This is a genomic window from Massilia sp. DD77 (genome assembly GCF_036961685.1).
Lineage (GTDB): Bacteria > Pseudomonadota > Gammaproteobacteria > Burkholderiales > Burkholderiaceae_D > Telluria.
Genome location: NZ_JBAMDH010000018.1, coordinates 50,302 through 70,330, shown reverse-complemented (window position 1 = coordinate 70,330; position 20,029 = coordinate 50,302). Strand labels below are relative to the sequence as shown.

Sequence of the window (20,029 nt, the reverse complement as noted above, 5' to 3'; positions counted from 1 at the left end):
GCTGACGCCGGTTGCGTTGGAATCCATACCGGCGCAGTATGGTTGCCGGCAGTTCCCATGATTCCGGAGGCTGTCCCAGGACCGGCGCCCCCGCGCCGGCCGCGCTTGACGGAGAGCCCGCCATGCCGGTAGGAATGTCCAGGTCCTTGATGCTGTCCTTCGCCGCCCTGTGCCTCGCCGGCTGCGGTCTCATGCGGGATGATTGGAATTCCCCGGTGCCGCCGCTCGAGCAAGGCCCGGCGGCGCCCACCGCGCCGGGCATCACTGCGCAGTGGTTCGGCGTCAGCACCTTGCGCTTCAGCGACGGCGAGACCACGATCTTGATCGACGGCTTCCTGTCGCGCCCGCACTGGCTGCCGGCCGCGCTGCTGCCCCTGGCGACCGACGAGGAACTGGTCAGGAATACCTTGCACGCGCACGGCCTGCGCAAGATCGACGCGCTGCTGGTGGCGCACTCCCATTACGACCACGCCCTGGACGCGCCCTTCGTGGCGTCCGAGACCGGCGCCGTGCTGGTCGGCTCGGCCTCGACCGCGGCGATCGCGCAAGGGGCCCGCCCGGCCCCGGAGCGGGTGTGCCAGGTCAAGGGCGGGGACTGGATCCGGGTCGGCAAGTTCGACATCAGGATCCTCGCCACGCCGCACATCGCCACCTTGCTCGACGGCCAGGTCGAATCCCACTTCGCGCCGCGCTCGCGCATCTACCGCTACCAGCTCGGCGAGAATTTTTCCTTCCTGTTGCGCCATCCGCTGGGCGCCATCCTGGTCGTTCCCAGCGCCGCCACCGAAGCGGGCATGTTCATGGATGTGCGGGCCGACATCGTCTTCCTCAGCATCGCGCAACTTGGCAAGCGCCATCCCGGGGAGATCGGGGAATTCTGGCGGGAGGCGGTCAAGGACAGGGGGGCCTTCCTGGTCATTCCTATCCATTGGGACAATTTCACGCGCCCGCTCGATCGGCCGCCGCGGCCCTTCCGCTGGCCGATCGACCGAGTCGGCGCCGCCCTGGACGAGCTGCAGCGCCAGGCAGCCGCCACGCCCGGCGTCGCGCTCAGGATGATGCCGATAGCCCAGGCCGTGCGCCTGCCCGCGCGCTCAGCGAGCCCGGCGCCGCCGCAGGATCCAGGCATACAGCCCGATATTGATGCCGAGCACCGCCGCTGCGAGGACATATTGCGTGCCGCGTCCGAGCCCGGCCGGGTAGATCAGTGACAGCAGGTAGTGCTCGATGAAGCCGCCGCTGTAGCCGGCCTCGCCGGCCAGGCGGCGCAGCGCGATTTCCAGGTAGGTGAGCGGGCAGACCGCGCCGGTCGCCTCGATGCCGAAGCCCCATACCGCCGCCAGCAGGTGGGCCGGCATCAGGCCGCGGCGGCGCGCCACCAGCAAGGCGCCGAACACGACAAAGAGGATGAAGCCGACATGCAGCAACAGGACTGCGTCGGCCAGGATACGGTGGAGCATGGCGGAGGTGATTGGTACCCGGTGCTTCCCATGCTAGCGCTTTCCCGCGCGGCTTGCCCGTTTGGCGCAGCGCAAGGCCCGGCGCCGTTCGATTGACGCCCGCTGGCAAGCGCTGACCGGTTCGCGTACAGTCATGTGGTTCTGAACCCGACGAGGCCGCCATGCACATGAACGAGTGGACTACCAGCAACTGGAACGCCCTGAACCTGCTCGGGGCCCAGGCCCTGAAGCAGATGGACCGCACGCGCCAGGCGCGCGGCAAGATGCTGGACCGCGCCGGCTACGGGCCGCAGGAAACGCCTTCCGTCATCCTCCACAGCGAGCCCGGGCTCAGGCTGCTGCGCTACGGCGAGCGCGAGGAAGGACCGGCGGTGCTGCTGGTGCCGGCGCCCATCAAGCGCTCCTACATCTGGGACCTGGCGCCCCAGGTCAGCGTGGTGCGCCGGTGGCTGGAGCACGGCTACCGGGTCTACCTGGCGCAATGGCTGCCCCTGGCAGACGAGCACGGCCACTTCGGACTCGACGACTACGGCGACCGCCTGCTGGGCGTGTGCCGCGCGCACATCGCCGCCGACAGCGGCGAGCAACGCATGGCGATCGCGGGGCACTCGCTGGGCGGCATTCTGGCCGCCATCTACAGCGGCCTGCATCCCGAACAACTGAGCGCCACCGTTCTACTGGAGTCGCCGCTGCACGTCGAGGCCAAGTCCTGCTGCTTCCATCCGCTGGTGCGCGCCACGCCGCACGCCGGCCAGATCGCCGATACCTTCGGCCAGGTGCCGGGCGTCTTCCTCAACATGATGAGCGCCATGGCCGAGCCGCAGGCCTTCCAGTACGAGCGCATCATGGACCGTTTCCTGTCGCTGGCGAATCCCGCCGCGCTGGCCAACCACATGCGGGTGGAACGCTGGACCCACGACGAGTTCGCGCTGCCGGGGCGGCTGTTCACGGACATCGTCGAAGAAATCTACCGCCATGACGCCCTCATGCAGGGCAGGCTCGAGATCGGCGGCCGGCGCGTCGGCCCGGGCGACCTGCGCGCGCCGCTGGCCTGCGTGGCCGACCCGCGCAGCAAGCTGATTCCGCTGGAGGCCATGGCGCCTTTCCACGCGGCGGCCGGCAGCGAGCACAAGCTGATGCTGCACTATGAGGGGGACGTGGGGGTCAACCTGCAGCACGTGGGGGTACTGGTGGGCGCGAATGCGCATGCGCGGATCTGGCCGCGGATTTTTGCGTGGCTGGGTGCTGATACGCTCGCGCGCTGAGCTTGGGAACTTGGGTCCCGGCCTGCGCCGGGACGACGTTTCGCTCGTAACAGCGAGATTTGAGCCCGCCAATAACGCCGGTCGTGGCCGACCGCCAAGTATGCCGGATGGGAGGAGCCGGCGCAGGCCGCCCTCGACTATACTGGCGGGCACCGCATCCACTGGAAGATCCATGTCCGCCCCCCTACCCGGCCGCGTCGTCTGCTTCGGCGAAATGCTGCTGCGCCTGTCGCCCCCCGCGGGACGCCTGCTGGCGCAAGCCTCCACCCTCGACCTGTGCACGGGCGGCGCCGAAGCGAACGTCGCCGTCTCGCTCGCGCGTCTCGGCCACGCCACGGCGATGGTGACGACGCTTCCGGACAGCGCGCCTGGACAGATCGCCGTCGACGCGCTGCGCATGCACGGCGTCGACGTGGGCGGCGTGCGGCGTGAAACCGGCCGCATGGGCCTGTACTTCCTGACGCCGGGCGCGGTGCTGCGTCCCTCCGAGATCGTCTACGACCGCGCCGGATCGAGCTTCGCCTGCGCCGATCCGGGCAGCTACGACTGGAAGGCGCTGCTGGCGGGCGCAAGCTGGCTGCACGTGTCCGGCATCTCGCCCGCCGTCGGCGCGGCCGCGGCGCAGGCGGTGTCGGAGGCGATGCGCACCGCGCGTACCCTGGGCGTGCGCGTGTCCTTCGACGGCAATTACCGCGCTTCGCTGTGGGCCGCGCGCGGCGAGGACGGCGCCGGCACCCTGCGCGCCTTGATGGCGCAGGCCGACCTCGCCTTCGCCAACGGCCGCGACTTCGCCCTGCTGCTGGGCCGGCCGGAACTCGCGCAAGCCGAGCGCGAAGACGAGGCGGTAGGCGCCGCCTTTGCCGCCTTTCCCCAGCTCGGCCACATCGCCTTCACCCGGCGCCGCGAACTGACGGTGCAGCAGCACGAATTGCGTGCCTGCCTTCGCGCGCGCGACCCTTCCAACCACGCCGCCGAGGCCGGCCCCTACCAGTTGCACGAGATCGTCGACCGCATCGGCACCGGCGATGCCTTCGCGGCGGGCATCCTCGACGGCCTGCTGCGCGGCGACGGCCTGGACGCCATCGCCGGTTTCGGCCTGGCGGCCGCGGTGACCAAGCATTCGATCGCCGGCGACTTCAACCTGGCATCGCGCGAGCAGATCGCGATGGTCGCCGCCGGCGCGCTGTCGGTGCGCCGCTAGGCCGATGCCTAAGGACGCACCTCGACCGCGGTGCTGAGGCGGATCGCGTCGGAGGCTTCGCCCACCATGAGCTTGACCGGGCCGGGTTCGACCTCGAGCGCCTTGCGCTGTGCGTTCCAGTGGGCCAGGCGCTTCGCCTCCAGGGGAATACGCACGGTGCGTTTCTCCCCCGGCTGCAGACTGACGCGCTGGAAGCCGACCAGTGCCCGCCGCGGTCGTGTCACCGCCGACTCCGGCCACGCGGCATACAGCTGCACCACGCTGTCGCCCGCCAGCTTGCCCGTGTTGGCCACTTCCACATCCACGCCAACCGCGCCGTCCGGCTTCACGCTGTCCGCTTCCAGGCGCAGCTTCGTGTATTTGAAGCTGGTGTAACTCAGGCCATGGCCGAAGGCGAACAGCGGCTTGTCCCTGGCGTACAGGTAGGTGCGGCCCTTGCGGATGTCGTAGTCCATCATCGGCGGCAGCTGCGACATGGATGCCGGCCAGGTGGCGACCAGCTTGCCGCCCGGGTTGTAGTCGCCGAACAGCACCTTGGCCAGCGCCGTGCCCTGGTCCTGCGACGAATGCGCCATCTGCAGGATCGCCGGCACGTGCTGCTTCGACCAGTTGATCGTGTAGGGGAAGCTCGACATCAGGACCATCACGGTGCGCGGGTTCGCGGCCAGCACCTGCTTCACCAGTTCTTCCTGGGCCAGCGCCAGGGTTTCGCGGTCGCGCCCTTCACGGCCGTCGCCCGGATCGGCGCAGGGCTTGGTGCCGTTGTCGGTCCAGTCGGTCGCCATGTTCGGGCCGCAGGTCGGGTCGTTGCCGACGAAAACCACGGCTACGTCCGACGCGCGCGCGGCCTTGACCGCCGCCCCGCCCGTGTTGTCGGCGGCGTAGTTCACCGTCACGCCCGCCCCGAGGGCGGCCTTGATGCCGTCCAGCGCCGTCACCTTGCGCGGCGGGACGCCGCCATACCAGTCCCAATGCACGCTGTCGGCATGCGGCCCGATCACGGCGATGCGCTTGATGCGCCCTTTCGGCAGCGGCAAGGCGCGCTGCGCGTTCTTCATCAGGACGATGGATTCCAGCGCCATGCGCAGCGACACAGCCTGGTGCTCCTCGCCCAGCCAGGGTTCCGGACCGTCCTTGATCGCGGCATAGGGATTGTCCTCAAGCGGATCGACCAGGCCGAGGCGGATCGTGACGCGGAACTTGCGCGCCAGCGCCTCGTCGAGCTCGGACTCGGCGATCGTCCCATCCTTGAGCGCGGCGCGCAGTTCGTCCTTGTAGGTGTCCAGGTACTGGTTGATGCCGCTCTTCAGGACCGCCACCGCGGCTTCCTTCTGGCCCGGGAAGATCTTGTACCACTTGACCAGGTTGCCGACCGCCCCGCCGTCGCTCGACACCACGTCCACGCCCCACTTGCCGATCACCGTGTCCCTGAGCACCGGGTGCAGGTGCATCGGCGTGCCGTTCCAGGCATTGTAGGCCGCCATGACGCCGCGCGCGCCCGCTTCCTCGAAACTCATGCGGAAGGGGACGGCATAGTATTCCCAGAACAGGCGCTCGTCGAAGTCCGAGGACGAATTCGCGCGCCCGTTCTCGTTGCTGTTGGCCAGGAAGTGCTTGAGCAGGGCCGCCCCGCGCCAGTAGCGCGGATGCTCGCCCTGCAGGCCGCGGGTGAAGGCGACCGCCATGCTGCCCGCCAGGTAGGGGTCTTCGCTGTACACCTCTTCGCCGCGGCCCCAGCGCGGATCGCGCGCCAGGTCGGCTTGCGGCCCCCACTGCATCAGCATCGGCTGGCCGTAGGCCGCGCTCTGGGTGATGTAGCGCGCTTCGACCGACTGCACCTGGGCGGCCTGGCGCACCAGCTCCGGGTTCCAGCTGGCGCCCATGCCGGGCGGCTGGGGGAACTGGGTCGTGGCGATGGCCTGGCGGCCTTTCTTGGCGTCGCCGCGGCGCACGATGCCGTGGATGCCCTCGGTGCTGCCGAAGTTCGGAATGCCCAGGCGCGGCACGCCCGAATCGGTCGACAGCGCCTCGATCTTCTCGTCCGCCGTCATCAGTGACAGCATATTGGCGATGCGCGCCTCGGCCGGCTGCGCCGGATCCTGGAAGGGATACGGGGCCGCGGCCGCCGTCCCGCCGAGCAGCGCCAGGCCTAGTCCCCAGCCCAGCACCGCATGGTTCGCTATTTTTCTCTTGTACATACTGGTCTCCTCCATGGTGCGACGGCCGAAGGCCGGCAGCCCGCAGATGATAGCGTTAACTTCACATGGATGAGACTAACATTCCAATAACATTTTTCGTCCCCGGCGCAGGACGCGGTACTATCCCCGCTGGCCCGCGGCCTTCCACCATCCATCCACCAAGGTATTCCAGTGTTTGCTGTTCTCTCGCTCGACATGGGCGCCGCCATGAAAACCCTCGTCCTCACTCTCGACCTGGTCGGCACCTTCGTCTTCGCCCTCAGCGGCGCCACCGCCGGCGCGCGGCGCCGGCTCGACATCTTCGGCGTGCTGGTGTTGTCCTTCGTGGCGGCAAACTCGGGCGGCATCGTGCGCGACGTCCTGATCGGGGCCACGCCGCCGGCGGCGATCAGCGACTGGCGCTACCTGGCGGTGTCGATGCTGGCCGGGCTCATGATCTTCTTCTGGTACCCGGTCATCAACCGCATGCGCAATGCGGTCTCGCTGTTCGATGCCGCCGGGCTGGCGCTGTTCTGCGTCGCCGGCGCCCAGAAGGCGCTGGTGTTCGGCCTCGAGCCGGTGATGGCGGCGCTGCTCGGCATGTTGACCGGCATTGGCGGCGGCGTCGCGCGCGACGTGCTGCTGTCGAACGTGCCCGCCGTGTTCCGCTCCGATATCTATGCCGTGGCCGCCCTTGCCGGCGCCAGCGTCGTGGTGATCGGCGACGCGCTCCAGCTGCCCACCACCCCGGCCGCCTGCGCCGGGGCGGCGCTGTGCTTCGGCTTGCGCCTGGCGGCGATCCGCTATGGCTGGCACCTGCCGACCGCGCGCACGCCGGATGCCCAGGACGCCAACGACGGCGCCGGCAACCAGGAACGCTGAGACCTGGACCCGGCCTTGGGCATCAGCGCCCCGCGGCTGGAACGGCGGCGGGGTAATGCACGCCGGCCAGGTGGTAGCGGTTCCGGCCGGCCCGCTTGGCCTCGTACAAGGCCTCGTCGGCGGCGAGCATGATCCCCTTGGGATCGGCTTCGCTCCAATGGGCGGCCGCCACGCCCATCGAGGTCGTCGCGGACAGGGTCTGCCCGCCGATCTCGAAGGGCGCCTGCATCGCCTGGACCACCTTGGCGGCCGCCACGTCCAGGCCATGGGCCGGGTCCGCGAACTCGAAGATGATCACGAATTCGTCGCCCGCCAGCCGGAACACGGCGTCGGTGGCGCGCACCGCCTTCAGCAGCCTGCGCGCGAATTCCTGCAGTACCAGGTCGCCGGCCTCGTGGCCCCAGGTGTCGTTGATGCGCTTGAAATGGTCGATGTCGAGGAAGGCCACCGACAGGGTCCCGCGGGTGCGCTTGACCCGCTCGTAGGCGGCGCCCAGCGCTTCGTCCAGGCTGCGCCGGTTGCGCAGGCCGGTCAGGGCGTCGGTCAGCGCCATGCGCGCCAGCTGGGCCTCGGCGGCGCGGCGCTTGAGCGAGAGCGAATGGAAGGCGCGCGACAGCGCGCCGATTTCGTCGCTGCGCTTGAGATCGAAAGCGTCGATGTCGCGCTGGCCCAGCTCCACCTCTTCCACGGCCTGGCGCAGCAGGTGCAGCGGATTGAGCACCAGGCGCAGCAGGTACCAGCCGGCCAGGCCAACCAGCAGCGCCACCACGGCGGCGTCGACCCAGGCGGTCTCGCGCGCGATGTGAATGCCGCGGAAGGCTTCTGCCGACGGATAGACCGAACCCAGGATCCAGCCGGTGCCGCGCATGCGTTTATAGGTCAGGACGGCGCGGGTGCCGTTCTTCGAGCTGCCCAGGGTCCAGCCTTCCCAGCCGCCCAGGGCCTTGAGCGTGGAGGGCACGGGCGCGCCGGCCTCGCTGCGGACATTGCGCAGCAGGCGCGCGGTGTTGGGATGGTGCAGGATCATCCCGTCCGGGGTCAGTGCGAACAGGTAGCCGCTCTCGCCCGGATTCAGGGTGCGGATCTTGGCGAAGAAGCTGGAGTCGTCGAGGCGGATGCTGCCGCCCAGGATGTACAGCACCTCGCCGCCGGCGCCCAGCACCGGCGCGGTGATCAGGATCAGCGGCTTTCCCGATACCTTGCTGATGACGGGCTCGGAAACGATGCTCTTGCGCTGCGCCAGCGTGGCCTTGAAATAGTGCCGGTCATCGAATCGCTGGCCGCCAAAGGACAGCGTTCCCTTCTTCAGCACCCCGGCGCTCATCCGGCCGGTGCGGTCGAGCACGATGACGCTGTCGAATTCCGTGCGCAGGGCGTCGTGGCGCTCCAGCATGGCTTGCATCCGGGCGCCGTCCAGCTTGTCGGCGCCGGCCATGTTCTCGGCCACCATGCGCAGCAGGATCTGCTTGTTGTCGATGTCGGCGGCCAGGTGCTCGGCAGCCGCGGACAGCAGCGAGAATTGCTGGGCGCCGATGTTGGCGCGCCCTTCCTGCTCCACCACCGACAAGGCGATGCCGGCCACCAGCGCACATGCCGACAGCACCAGCATGATGAGGATGAAGGTCAGGCGGCCGCGCAGGGTGGCGAGTGTGGAGAGGATATTCAATCTGGCTTGGGGAAGACTGTCCGGCACGCAGGCAGCGGAGCGCGGCCTGCGGAACAGGGAAAGCATCACTGCTTTATTTTATTTACGAAATATATTTTACCTTATTGCAACGATGCGGGGTGAATACCCCGATCGGCGGCGACCGTGCATGGCCCCCGCAGTCTAGTTGAAGCGCCCGCGCGCCCCGCCGACACTGTAGCGTCCTGCGCCCAGCAGGGCCACCGCCACGCTGGCCGCCAGGAACATCCCCTGGAGTTCCAGGGCCCAGCCGCCGGTCTTGGACAGGGTCCACAGCTCGCCCATGTGGACCAGGGCCAGCGCCACCACCATGTTGACCGCCACCACGGCTGACGCCAGCCTGGTCCACACGCCGGCGATGATCAGCAGCGGGGCCAGCACCTCGCCGACGTAGACACCATAGGCCAATACGCCCGGCAAGCCATGCTGGCCCAGCATGCCCGAAATGAATCCGACGCCGCCGCGCAGCTTGGCGACTCCGTGCAGCAGGATCAGCAGTCCCAGCGCCACCCGCAGCACCAGCTTGCCCGCGTCCTCGCGTGCGTTTCCCTTCCCTTTCGCTTCCGCCATACCTCCTCCTTACGCAAGCCTGTCGTTCACTGTCCAGTATCTTACAGGCATTCGCGGCGGCGCCTGTGCCGGCTGGCGAACGGAACGCGCCGGCCGGCCGTACTACAAACATGGTCCATGGAAGCAGCGCCGCACCAGGAGGAAGCATGTTGAAACTAGGAAGCACGACCGATCCACGCATCGACAAGCTCGGCGCCCTCGCCGCCCACGTGGTCGGGCACGCGCTCGCGTCCGGCCTCAGCTGGGATGAAGCGATCATGGCCTTCGGGGTCGCGGCCAAGGCGCTGGCCGCCAAGGCCGCGGAGCAAGGCAGCGGCAGCCTGGAACAGTGCTCGGCGCATGCCGAGCGCCGCCTCAAGTCCGGCAGGGACAAGAGCGCCGAGGTGCTGCGGACCTGGCTGCGCTGATCGTCCGCCTGCTGCGGGCTCACTCCAGGGCGCGGTTGCGCGACTCCACCCCCACATTGGCGATCGCCAGGGCGCCGGCAAGCAGGAATCCGGCCAGCATCGCCAGCGCCAGCGTGAAATGGGTCGCCATCACCGGCGCCACGATGGCCGGCGCGAACAGGCCGCCGAAGCGCGCCACGGCCCCTGCCACGCCCATGCCGCTGGCGCGCAGGGCGGTCGGATACACCTCCGGCGTGAAGGCGTACAGCGCGCCCCAGGTTCCCAGCAGCGCAAAACTCATCAAGAGCGTCGAGCCCACCACCAGCGGCGCCGTGCTGCCGCCGCTATAGAGCATGCAGCCCGCCGCGCTCAGCAGCAGGAAGCCGACCAGGGTAGGCTTGCGTCCCCAGCGCTCCACGCCATAGGCCGAGAGCGCAAAACCCGGCAGCTGGACCAGCGCCAGCAGGATCAGGAATGCCTGCCCGCGCATGAAGCCGAAGCCCTCGGCGCCGAATTTTACCGGCAGGTAGACGAACACACCATAATAGGAAATCGAGATCAGTCCCCAGGCCAGGAACAGCGACAGGCTGCGGCGCCGCAGCGCGGGCGAGAACAGCGCCGCCAGGCCCTGGCGCACCGGCGCCTCGGGGTGCAGCGGCGGAATCGCCAGCTGGCGGCCATTGGCCGCGGCGACCCGCTGCAGCACGGCGCGCGCCGCTTCCGACTTGCCGCGCCGGTGCAGGTAGAGCGGCGACTCGGGCACGTAGAAGCGCAGCACCACGCCGATCAGGGCCGGCAAGCCGGTGACGAACAGGATCACGCGCCAGGCGTCGTCGCCCCATTCCACGGCGGCCAGGGCCAGCACCGCCAGCAGGATGGTGCCGACCGCCCAGAAGGATTCGAGCAGCACCAGCCAGCGTCCGCGCCGGTCGCTGGGCAGGAATTCGGCCATCATCGTGTAATCGACCGGCAAGGTGCCGCCCACGCCGACGCCGGTCAGGAAGCGCAGCGCCAGCAGCCAGCTGAAGTCCTGCGCGAAGGCCGAGGCGACGCCGAAGCAGGCGTCGACCACCACGGCCGCCATCAGTACCGGCCGGCGCCCGATCCGGTCCGCCAGGCGGCCAAAGCCGAAGGCGCCAAGCAGCATGCCGATAAAAAACACGGTGCCGGTCTGGAGCGCCTGGGGCAACGCCAGGTTAAAAGTCCTGGCGATCGAGGGCGCGCAAAAGCCGATCGACAGCACCTGCATGGCGTCCGCCATCCAGACCAGCCCGAAGATCACGAACAGGCGGTACTGGAACTTGCCCACGCCGGCCAGGCGGATGGCTTCTTCCATTTGAACTTGGGCGCTAGCCATTGTTTTCCTCTGCTTTCTATCAGACTCAGGTGCCGAGATGGGTCAGCTATCTTTCGCGATTTCACAAGTCTACAAGCACAATTGTTTTTGAGTTGTACAGTCGCAGCGATGCCCTACGATTGCATATTGGTGGTTCTCTCACCCGTTCTGCAGCCGGCTGGAGTGCTGTGGGAACAATAAAACGAATAGGTTCTTGTGATTAAAAAAGGCTGAATTACCCCTATTCAATCAAGTCCCTTCTTCCTGACATATGACAACTCGCGAATCCAACCGCGTCGATACTGACCTATAAATTAACTGGGAAAGCCGCCTACCTTAGAAAGGAGTTGCGCACTTGCAGAATGTTATTCAAACGGAGCTTGGCGCAATGAAATTTTCCAGACACCAATGTGTAATACTCATCTCCTCAAGCGCAATGTGTCGTTTCTTTGACACGGAGTGAGCGCAACGGCAGCATTCCCCATATCATGAGAGCGTGGCAAGCAAAAGATCACGCAATCCATTGTATAGGGCCCGCGAGGAGGATAATCATGGATGACACCGAGATAATTTCTAAAATTTCGGAAGGAGATGATCTGGTAAGGCGCGAGCTACAAAGGGAACTTCGCGAAAATTTTGAGAAAGAAAAGAAGGATTTGCTCGAGCGCGCCAATCTTCTGTTCACTGTCACAAAATGGGCGCTGGCGTCGCTTGCAGTTATCTTTACCCTTTTTGGAATCAAGGCATGGAGCGATATCCGAACAAATGTCGAAGAATTCTTCCAAGAGGAAATCGGAAAGAAGTACAAGATCGACGATGACGCATCTCCAATCAATCGGACAGTGGAGCAACTATTGGATCGCGCGGTGGTCAACGCGCTTTATATGGAGGTTCATCGACTCGGCCTCCCGGAAGACTCACTCGAGCGTCGTTTCCGCATGAACTCCCGGGAAGGCGTCACACCGGGAGAAATTGAAAGATTGTTGAAGGTAGCTAAATCAAACACCACAGAAAACGCGGTATTCGAAGATGTCATTGATATTCTCGACAAGCTAGTACTTGGAAACGAGCAAAGGAACTCCGTAGCGAGCTCACTTGCCGAGATCGTTCGAGCCGATTCCAGTTCAGCCTATGGATGGGCGGCGCATGCGGAAGAGAAGAGACATGCCATCATTTCCAAGTTTGAAAACTCCGACTCTATCGACGCTGCAGCCAGTGAGCTGATCTCGAAACCGGTGTCCGAACGTCTCAAGACTGCCGCGTTGGCACGTATTGGAAAATCAAAATACGCTGCCGCGGCCCCGGCACTCCTGAAATTCATCGAAGGAACCGATGAATCGGAAATCCAGTTCAACGCCATCTCCGCACTTGCCGCCATCAGGCCTACACATGGGACCGTCACCAATTTTATCCTTACCGACTTACTGAAAAGGAGCGACAGCATCGACCTGCTCAGGTGCGTGGAAATGGCAGCTGTATTTCCTAACACGTCAGGCGAGAGCCTGTTCTGGCTGGAAGAAGAGAAATCCGCCGCCACGCGAAAAATGGTTTTGGATTACTCAATTCCGCTACTGATTAAAGCATTGAATGCAGGCGTAACCCTGAATGCCGAGGATTCGGATACGGAACAAGCGGTCGAAGCAAGGATAAAAGTCGGTGAACGGGCGTCGCGCTCGACCAACGTGAATGTCTCTATCTTGTCGTCGATAATGATCGATGAGTTGTTTAAAGAATTAATACAGAAAAATAGCCAGCCGCTCGCAAAGTATGTCGCAGCTTTCGGAGGAGGAGGAACGAATCGGCATGGCAGAGAAATCCGAATTTATGGCCTGTTGAGACCGAATTCTGCAATTCTCCTGAAGGATGGAACGCCGTTGACACTTAAAGAAGTCCCCTCGGGAGAATTTCGAATAAGCGCCCAATCGGGATTAATCGAAGAATTCGCCACTCCAACGCCAGCAAAGCACGCGGTACGGAAGAACCTGATTTTTGCCACTTGGATTAATGCAAATGGACTATTAGTAACTCGTGAAATCGCGGAGATGAAGCAGATCGGCTTTGCTGCCAGAATCGAGCGAAGCGGGAAAATATAAGCCTAACAGATATCTTGTGGCTTGCCCGCGCAGCCCTAACGCCGTTTCAGAGAAATCCGACTTCCAAAGGAGAGGGCATCAACCTCCGATGTTTCGGAACGGGTCCAGCGCCAGGTCGATCAGGCGCCGCTCGCGCACCACGATCTCGACCACGGCCGTCATCCCGTAGCGCAGCGGATAGCGGGCCTCGCCGATCTTGTAATGGTCCTGCTCCAGGGTCACGCGCCCTTCGTAGACGGGCTGCTTGGTCTGCGGCGAGGGCCGGGTCGCCGGCGAGATGAATTGCAGGGTGCCGCGCGTCACCCCATAGCGCTGGTAAGGGAAGGCATTGAACTTGAGCTGGACCGCCTGGCCTTCGCGCACGAAGGCGCGGTCATGCTCGGCGATCTCGATCTTGAGGACGGGCTTGGCGTTCTTGGGCGCGATGCCGCCCAGGGGCGCGTTGGCCTGGATCTTGTCGCCAGGCTGGGTCGAGGTCACCTCGGTGATCACGCCGTCCACCGGGGCCACGATGCGCAAGAAGTTCTCCTTGTCGATGTTCTCGAACTGGATGCGCGCCGCGGCGTCGGCCACCAGGCGCGCGGTCTGGACCTGCAGCCGCATCTTGTCCTCGGCATTGGCCACCTCGCGGTCGGCCGCCTCGGATTGCAGCCGCAGCTTGGTCACTTCCTGGCCGCTGGTCTCGAGTTCGGTCCTGGCCTGGCTCGATTCCAGGCTCTGGCGTGCGCGCAGCTCGCTGATGCGCGACTGCGCCACCCGCACCGCATTCTCCGCCGCCTGCAATGCGTTCTTCTTGCTCTCGACCTGCAGCTGCGAGACGCCGCCGCCGCCGGGCAAGGCGAACAGGCGGGCATACTTGTCGGCTTCGTCCTTGGCCGCGGCGCGTGCGCGCTGCGCATCGTCGAAGTTGGTGCGCGCTTCCTGCAACTGCGCCTGCTGACCCAGCGACAGGCTGCTGCTGCCCTCGCCGATGCGGCGCTGGTGCTGGCGCTCCTCGACCTCGACCGCTTCCTTCAGTGCGGCCGCGCGTCTTTCCATCAAGGCTTTCTTCTCAGGGAACTCCTGCCATTCGCGCTCCGCATCCTCCAGCTTCAGCCGCGCCTCGAGGGCGTTACGCGCCGCCTCGATCGCGCCGCGCGCATAGATCCGGGCCACGACGTCTCCCTTGTTGACCGGCTGGCCCTCGGCGATGTAGATGTTGCTCAACTCCCCATCGATGGGCGCGTACAGCCGGCGCACCTCGGAGGCCGGCGCCAGGGTGCCGTTCGCCGTCACCAGCACGTCGGCGTGGCCGAAGAAGGACCACAGCAGCGCCGCCAGCACCAGGCCGAGCATCGCGTAGACCAGGGCCTGGGTGTAGCGCCAGGGATTGGCGGTCAGGATGCCGATGCCCTCGGCGCTATGGTCTTCCAGCGCTTCGGCCAGGGGCGTGAGCGTCTGCGGTTTCATGGCTGGCCCCGCGCCAGGGAAAGCTTGCGCAAGTCGCTGAGCGCATCGGCGTAGGCGTCGCGGTAGGCCGGCACGTGGGCGGAGATGGTGGCGAAGGCGCGCTGATGCGCTTCGTTCTGCTCTTCCCACTGCTTGAGCACCCGCTCGACCGTTGCGCCGTCGGCCGGATCGCGCACGGGGGCCTGGGCCCCGCCCCTGGCTGCCACGAAGGCTTTCAGGCCGACGATCCAGTCGAGCTCGGCCAGGAGCGGTGCGAGTTCGGTGTTATTGCCGGCCTGGCGCCGCATGGCCTCGACCTGTTCCGACGCGTTCCGGTAGCGCCCCGCCTTCAATGCGTTCATCCAGGCCGGCACCCCGGCCTTGAGTTGCGCTTCGGTGCCGAGCGAGGCCAGCCGCTCATTGCCCGGATCGCGCGCGAGCGCGGCGCCGGCCGCCGTGGCGGCCTGGGCATAGGCGCCCTCCGCCAGCAAGCCTTCGATCTCGCGTTCAGGCCCGCCCAGGCTGCGCAAGGCCCAGACCAGGACCACGAGCAGCACGATGGCGGCCAGGCTCCAGGTGCGCAGCTGGCGCGCCTCGACGCGATGCTTGCCGCCAAAGGCCTTGTACAGCCCCGCCGCCATCAGGCCGAGCTTGCCGGCAGGGCCGGCCGGCGCGGATTCCCTCGCGGCGTCGGGATCCGCGGCAGCCTCCGGCGTCTCGTCCTGACCGGGGCCAGGGTCGACGCAGAAGATCTCGAGGAAGGAATCGGCGGCGCCAACGAAGGTGGTCCGGTCGGCGTCGGCCACCGGCGCCGCTGCCGTGACCATGCCGATCCGGGTCAGGGTCGGGTCGGCCTCCAGCGGCTCCCACTGCAGCGCGACGCGGTAGACGAAATGGCGGCCGCCGAAGGCGAGCACGTCGCCGTCCTGCAGGACGCGCGCATGCTCGTCGAGCCGGGCGCCGTTGACGAAGCTGCCGTTGGTGCTGCCCAGGTCTTCCACATAAAGCGCGCCGCCCTTGAGGAAGAGATGGGCGTGGCGCCGCGACAGGTAGTTCAGCTGGGTCGCGCTGGCGTCCCGGTAGCGCGCGAAGGTGTCATCGGCCTTGCTGACCAGGAAGGGAAACTGGCTCACGACGATGGGTTGCAGCCCCGCCCCGCCACCTTCCGGCAGAAGCGTCAGGCTGGCCAGACGTGCGCGTGGCGCCGGCTGCGCGGCCCGTTCCAGCTGTACCCGGTAGCTGAGACGCTTGCCGAAGCCGACCAGGTCGCCGCTGCGCAGGGCCGTGATCGACTGCCGCACCGCTGCTCCGTTGACCGTGGTGCCGTTCTTGCTGCCCAGGTCCGCCAGGTAGACGGCGCCATGCTCGCAAAAGATGCGGGCGTGGCGGCGCGACAGGTCCCCGGCAAGCTCGGGCGGATAGGCGTCGAAAGGCGCCTCGTTGCGGCCGATCGCGAACAGGCTGTCGTCGATCCGGATCGGCGCCAGCTCCGGATGCGAGACCGGTTCGAGCACGATCATCGACGCGGCGCCGGGTGGGCTGCGCGCGGGCGCGGCCATTACTTCGGCAGCCATGGCGGCGCCCTCCCCGTGGCCTCCCCGGGGGCCCTCCCCGTGACGCTCCACACGGCGCGCCTTCCGGCGCGGCCATCATTGTCGCGCCACATTGCGCACCTCCACCGCCGGCCAGCCTCCGCCCAGGGCCTTGTACAGGGTGACCGTGTCGGACAGGATCTGCTGGTGGTTGGCCAGCAGCGCCAGCTGGGCCGCAAGCAGGCTGCGCTGGGCCTCGAACACTTCCAGCTGCGAGACCATGCCTTCCTTGAGCTGGGCCTCGACCTGGGTGGCGACCGTGCCGAGCTGCTCGGACTGCTGCTGCAGTTCGACCCGCTGGCGGCGGTGGGCGTCGAGGTTGACCAGCGCGTTCTCGACCTCCTCGAAGGCGGCCATGACGACGCTGCGGTACTGCTGCTCCGCGACCTCGGTGCGCGCCTCGCTGGTTTTCAGGCGCGCCTTCACGCTCGGGTCGAAGATCGGGAAGTTGATGCTGGGGAGCAGGCCGAAGGTGAAGGACTTGAGCAGCGAGCCGAGCGCGAAACTGGAGCTGCCGCCGCGTCCTGTCAGGCTGATCGACGGCAGCTGGGCCAGCTTGGCCTGGCCCACCAGGTCGTAGGCAACCAGCACCCGGTATTCGGCGGCCACGATGTCCGGGCGCCGCTTGAGGAGCTGGGACGGCAGGCCCTCGGGCACCGTCGGCAGCTGCACGCGCTGCTGGAGCGAGCCGGGCGGCACCTGCAACTGGCCGGCCGGCGTGCCGAGCAGGGTCGCGAGGGCATTCGCGGCCAGCGCCCTCAAGCGCTTGAGTTCGATCAGGTCATTGCTCATGCGGTTGATCTCCGCGCGCTGCTGCATCACGCGGGTCTGCGGCACCAGGCCCTGCTGCATCATGGCCTCGTAGGTGGCCAGGATTTCCTTGTTCTTGTCCAGGGTGCGCTGCTGCTGGGCTCCCTGCTCGTCGAACTGCATGATCTGGAAATAGGTCGTCGACACTTCCGATACCAGGCTCAGGTAGCCGGCCCGCCAGTCGGCCTCGGTGGCCTTGAACTCGGCGCTCTGGGCTTCCACGCCCTTGGCCACCTTGCCCCAGACATCGATCTCCCAGTTCACCTGGGTCCCGAGGTTGAACTGCTTGCTGAATTTCTGGCCAGTGCTTTTCTCGAAGCTGGCGCCGGCGCCTGCATCCAGGGTCGGCAGGGCCCCCGCCCGCGCCTCGTCGATTTCCGCGCCGGCCACGCGGATGCGCGCGGCCAGGATCTTGAGGTCGAAGTTGGCGCCTACGGCCCGCTCCACCAGCCCGTCGAGGTAGGGATCGCGGAACTGCTTCCACCAGTCCGGGGCGATCATGTCGCTGGGCGCGACCGGCAAGCCCGCCTGGCTCGACCATTCGGCCTTGACCGGGGTCTCCGGACGCTGGTAGGGCTTCATGCTGACATCGGGGCAGCCGGACAGCAGCGCGAGCACGGCCCCCGCCAGCGCCCGGCGCCCGATCCTGCGAAAAGCTGTAGCGTTCATAGCTCCCTCCAGCCCTTTATACGTGCGCGCGCGTTTCCCAGCCCTTCGAGTCGACGAATACCTGGAACAGCCGGTCGTCCAGGTGGCCGGCGCGGCATTCCTCGGCCATCAGGTCGAGCGCGCGCTCGGCCGGCACCGCCTGCTTGTAGGGACGGTCGCGCGCCGTCAGCGCGTCGTAGATGTCGCTGATCGTCAGGATCCGGGTCTGCAGGCTGATCTGCCCGCCGCGCAAGCCCATCGGATAGCCCGAACCGTCCAGCTTCTCGTGGTGGCCGTGGGCGATCGCCGGCACCCCGGCCAGCTCGCGGGTCCAGGGAATCAGGATGAGGAAGGAATACGAATCGGCCACGTGGGCCTCGATCTGGCGCCGCTCGTCCGGCGTGAGGCAGCCCTTGCCGATGTTCAGCGCGGCGTACTCGTCGTCGCTGAGCAGGCGGAAGCCCGGATCGTCGGTGCCAGGGCAAGCATGGCAGCGGATGGCGTCCAGCTCGGCCGGCGGCGCGGCGTGCGACACCGAGGGCTCGTTGGCGCGCACGATCAGCTCCAGGAATTCGTCCAGGCGCCCGCATTCATCGCGCAGTTCCGCCTCGATGCGGTCGCGCTCGCGGCGGAATTCGGTCATGCTCAGTTCGCCGTGCAGGTGGCGTTCGGCCAGGCTGCGCCAGGCATGCCGTTCCAGGCAGGCCCGGGCGTACTGGAAGCGCTGCTCGAGCAGGCGCATGTCCGCATGGTGCAGTTTCTTTTCCTTGCGCAGCACGTGCTCGCGCACGCCCACCTTGCCGAAGTCGTGCAGCAGCGCGGCGTAGCGGATTTCGCGCAACTGGGCCGGCGTGAAGGCGGCGGCGCGCAGGCTGCTGTCGCCGGCATGCTCGATCGCCATCGCCAGCCCCTCGGCATAGCCGGCGACCCGGAACGAGTGGCCGGCGGTCACCGGGTCGCGCTCCTCGATCGCCTGCACCGAGGCGCACACGAAGCCGTCCAGCAAGCCCTTGATGTCCGAATACAGCTGGAAGTTCTTCAGCGCCACGGCGGTTTCCGCGCACACGCCGCTCAGGATCTCGAGGTCGGCGTCCTGGAAGGCATAGGGATCGGACGAGGTGTCGACCTGGATCAGGCCGAGCACTTCCTCGCCCAGGATCAGCGGCACGCACATGACGCTCAGGATGGCCTGGGCCACGATCGACTCCTGGGCGGCGAAGTGGCGGTCGGCCAGGGTATCGACCGACAGGATCGCGCGCTTGCGCACCAGCACTTCGTCGACGATCGTGTGCGAGATGCGCACCTGGGCTGGGTCTTCCACGGCGCCGCCGCGGCGCCGCGCCGCGACCGGCCGCGGCGGGTCGCGCTCGGTCCCGCGCAGCATGATGAAAGCGCGCTCGGCCAGCGGAAACAGGTCGAAGATCAGGTTCATGATCTTCTCGATCAGGGTGTCCTGATCGGTGACGGCGCCGAGCGCGATGCTGACCTGGGCCATCGCATGCAGCCGGTGCACGGTATTTTCGAGCTCGCTGCGTTCGGCATGCTGCGTGTCGACCACCGGCGCGAAACGGGTCGCGTCGACCGAGCGCGTGATGAGCGTGGGCGTGCTGCCGCGCTCGGGCAGCATCAGGGAATGGAACACCAGTTGCGCCGACGCCAGCGCCAGCTCCTCGCCGTCGCGCAAGGCGTGCCAGTTGCCGGGCGCCAGGCGTTCGCCGTCGACGAAGGTGCCGTTGCGCGAGTGCAGGTCTTCGATGAAATAGGTGGCGCCGCGGCGCCGGATGCGCGCGTGGCGGCGGCTGATGGTCTGCTCGGGAATGCAGACGTTCTTGTCATCGGCCAGGGCGTCCTGCGGCCCGCGCCCGAGCACGGCTTCGTCATGCAGCGGAAACACGGCGGGCTTGGCCGATTCCGTGCCCAGCCATTCGATATAGGCGCTGACAGGTCCTGTGGCGGCGGAGAAAGTGGTGTTTGGTTCCATGGAAGATTCCCCGCGCACGGCCGGCCCGGCTCACCGGACGGTGATCGTGATCTTCCTGGAATGCACGGGTGGCTTGTGGGGCACGTGGTTTTCGTCCCCCATCAGCAGCTGCAGTGTGTGCTTCCCGGGAGGCAGCTCGATCATGGTCTCGGTCTCGCCGGCGCCGAAATGCAAATGGTTGCGGTCCGATGGAATGACCTGTCCGGCAGGCGGAAGTTCCGTATCGATCAAGAGGTGGTGGTGGCCCGTATTGTTGAAAGCCACGCCTTTTGGCGCCACACCCATGTGGCGCAGCCCGAACCAGACGCGGAAGGGTTTGCCCGCGGCAAGGACCTCGCCGTCGCGCGGCCATCCGATGTAGCAGTAGGCATTGGCGGGGGCGTCGGCCGCGACGGCCGGCGGCGCGCTGGGGAGGGCGAAACCGGCGACCCCGGCCGCCAAGGTGGCGGCGGCGAAAAGTTTGCGCATGCTTGTCTCCGTTATTCTTGCGATGGACCTTCGCGCCCGGCGGGGGAC

Annotated in this window: 16 protein-coding genes; 6 read left to right on the top strand and 10 right to left on the bottom strand. The window is 66.7% G+C overall.

Translation table 11 applies throughout. The features are described 5' to 3' along the window. The first annotated feature begins 134 nt into the window (after nucleotides 1-134). Nucleotides 135-1,211, top strand: a complete 1,077-nt coding sequence (locus V7778_RS12660) for an MBL fold metallo-hydrolase (RefSeq protein ID WP_335555705.1) — start codon at nucleotides 135-137, stop codon at nucleotides 1,209-1,211. Here the strand turns inward: V7778_RS12660 and V7778_RS12655 are convergent. Further along, nucleotides 1,095-1,460, bottom strand: coding sequence for a DUF2784 domain-containing protein (locus V7778_RS12655; RefSeq protein ID WP_335555703.1), 366 nt, complete (start codon nucleotides 1,458-1,460; stop codon nucleotides 1,095-1,097). The genes V7778_RS12660 and V7778_RS12655 overlap by 117 nt on opposite strands. A 161-nt stretch (nucleotides 1,461-1,621) precedes the next feature. Between V7778_RS12655 and V7778_RS12650 the strand changes: the two genes are divergently transcribed. Beyond that, nucleotides 1,622-2,725 (top strand): alpha/beta hydrolase, encoded by a 1,104-nt coding sequence (locus V7778_RS12650; RefSeq protein WP_335555701.1) that lies wholly within the window; start codon nucleotides 1,622-1,624, stop codon nucleotides 2,723-2,725. Nucleotides 2,726-2,897: 172 nt separating this feature from the next. Beyond that, the gene (locus tag V7778_RS12645; RefSeq protein ID WP_335555699.1) at nucleotides 2,898-3,926 is read left to right on the top strand and encodes a sugar kinase; all 1,029 of its coding nucleotides are present in this window, start codon (nucleotides 2,898-2,900) and stop codon (nucleotides 3,924-3,926) included. 8 nt (nucleotides 3,927-3,934) lie between these two features. Here V7778_RS12645 and V7778_RS12640 read toward each other — a convergent pair whose 3' ends face one another. Beyond that, nucleotides 3,935-6,124, bottom strand: a complete 2,190-nt coding sequence (locus V7778_RS12640) for a glycoside hydrolase family 3 C-terminal domain-containing protein (RefSeq protein ID WP_335555697.1) — start codon at nucleotides 6,122-6,124, stop codon at nucleotides 3,935-3,937. Nucleotides 6,125-6,331: 207 nt separating this feature from the next. On the opposite strand from V7778_RS12640, the gene V7778_RS12635 reads away from it, so the two are divergent. Continuing rightward, the gene (locus V7778_RS12635; protein WP_335555695.1) at nucleotides 6,332-6,985 is read left to right on the top strand and encodes a trimeric intracellular cation channel family protein; all 654 of its coding nucleotides are present in this window, start codon (nucleotides 6,332-6,334) and stop codon (nucleotides 6,983-6,985) included. Nucleotides 6,986-7,007: 22 nt separating this feature from the next. On the opposite strand, the gene V7778_RS12630 is transcribed toward V7778_RS12635, so the two are convergent. Together V7778_RS12630 and V7778_RS12625 are read right to left on the bottom strand one after the other, a co-directional pair. Continuing rightward, nucleotides 7,008-8,651 (bottom strand): sensor domain-containing diguanylate cyclase, encoded by a 1,644-nt coding sequence (locus V7778_RS12630; RefSeq protein WP_335555693.1) that lies wholly within the window; start codon nucleotides 8,649-8,651, stop codon nucleotides 7,008-7,010. A 162-nt stretch (nucleotides 8,652-8,813) separates the two neighbouring features. Further along, nucleotides 8,814-9,239 (bottom strand): DoxX family protein, encoded by a 426-nt coding sequence (locus V7778_RS12625; protein ID WP_335555691.1) that lies wholly within the window; start codon nucleotides 9,237-9,239, stop codon nucleotides 8,814-8,816. Nucleotides 9,240-9,385: 146 nt separating this feature from the next. Here V7778_RS12625 and V7778_RS12620 point away from each other — a divergent pair, with 146 nt between their 5' ends. Continuing rightward, nucleotides 9,386-9,646 (top strand): hypothetical protein, encoded by a 261-nt coding sequence (locus tag V7778_RS12620; protein WP_335555689.1) that lies wholly within the window; start codon nucleotides 9,386-9,388, stop codon nucleotides 9,644-9,646. A 19-nt stretch (nucleotides 9,647-9,665) separates the two neighbouring features. Here V7778_RS12620 and V7778_RS12615 read toward each other — a convergent pair whose 3' ends face one another. Beyond that, nucleotides 9,666-10,961, bottom strand: a complete 1,296-nt coding sequence (locus tag V7778_RS12615) for an MFS transporter (RefSeq protein ID WP_442920722.1) — start codon at nucleotides 10,959-10,961, stop codon at nucleotides 9,666-9,668. A 551-nt stretch (nucleotides 10,962-11,512) separates the two neighbouring features. Here V7778_RS12615 and V7778_RS12610 point away from each other — a divergent pair. Next, the gene (locus tag V7778_RS12610) at nucleotides 11,513-13,054 is read left to right on the top strand and encodes a hypothetical protein (protein WP_335555685.1); all 1,542 of its coding nucleotides are present in this window, start codon (nucleotides 11,513-11,515) and stop codon (nucleotides 13,052-13,054) included. 78 nt (nucleotides 13,055-13,132) lie between these two features. Here the strand turns inward: V7778_RS12610 and V7778_RS12605 are convergent, their stop codons facing one another. From V7778_RS12605 to V7778_RS12585, 5 genes are all read right to left on the bottom strand, one after another. Continuing rightward, complete coding sequence (locus V7778_RS12605; RefSeq protein ID WP_335555684.1) at nucleotides 13,133-14,503, bottom strand: HlyD family efflux transporter periplasmic adaptor subunit; 1,371 nt, start codon at nucleotides 14,501-14,503, stop codon at nucleotides 13,133-13,135. After that, nucleotides 14,500-16,056 carry an FHA domain-containing protein gene (locus V7778_RS12600; RefSeq protein ID WP_335555682.1) on the bottom strand — a complete coding sequence of 519 codons (1,557 nt, stop codon included), beginning with the start codon at nucleotides 16,054-16,056 and terminating at the stop codon, nucleotides 14,500-14,502. Before V7778_RS12600 ends, V7778_RS12605 begins: the two co-directional genes overlap by 4 nt. Nucleotides 16,057-16,131: 75 nt before the next feature. Continuing rightward, nucleotides 16,132-17,553 (bottom strand): efflux transporter outer membrane subunit, encoded by a 1,422-nt coding sequence (locus tag V7778_RS12595; protein ID WP_335555680.1) that lies wholly within the window; start codon nucleotides 17,551-17,553, stop codon nucleotides 16,132-16,134. Between the two features lie 16 nt (nucleotides 17,554-17,569). After that, nucleotides 17,570-19,513, bottom strand: coding sequence for an HD domain-containing phosphohydrolase (locus V7778_RS12590; protein WP_335555678.1), 1,944 nt, complete (start codon nucleotides 19,511-19,513; stop codon nucleotides 17,570-17,572). Nucleotides 19,514-19,543: 30 nt separating this feature from the next. Beyond that, a complete protein-coding gene (locus V7778_RS12585) occupies nucleotides 19,544-19,981 on the bottom strand; it encodes a DUF4399 domain-containing protein (protein ID WP_335555676.1) in 438 nt (145 codons plus the stop codon). Between the last annotated feature and the right edge of the window lie 48 nt (nucleotides 19,982-20,029).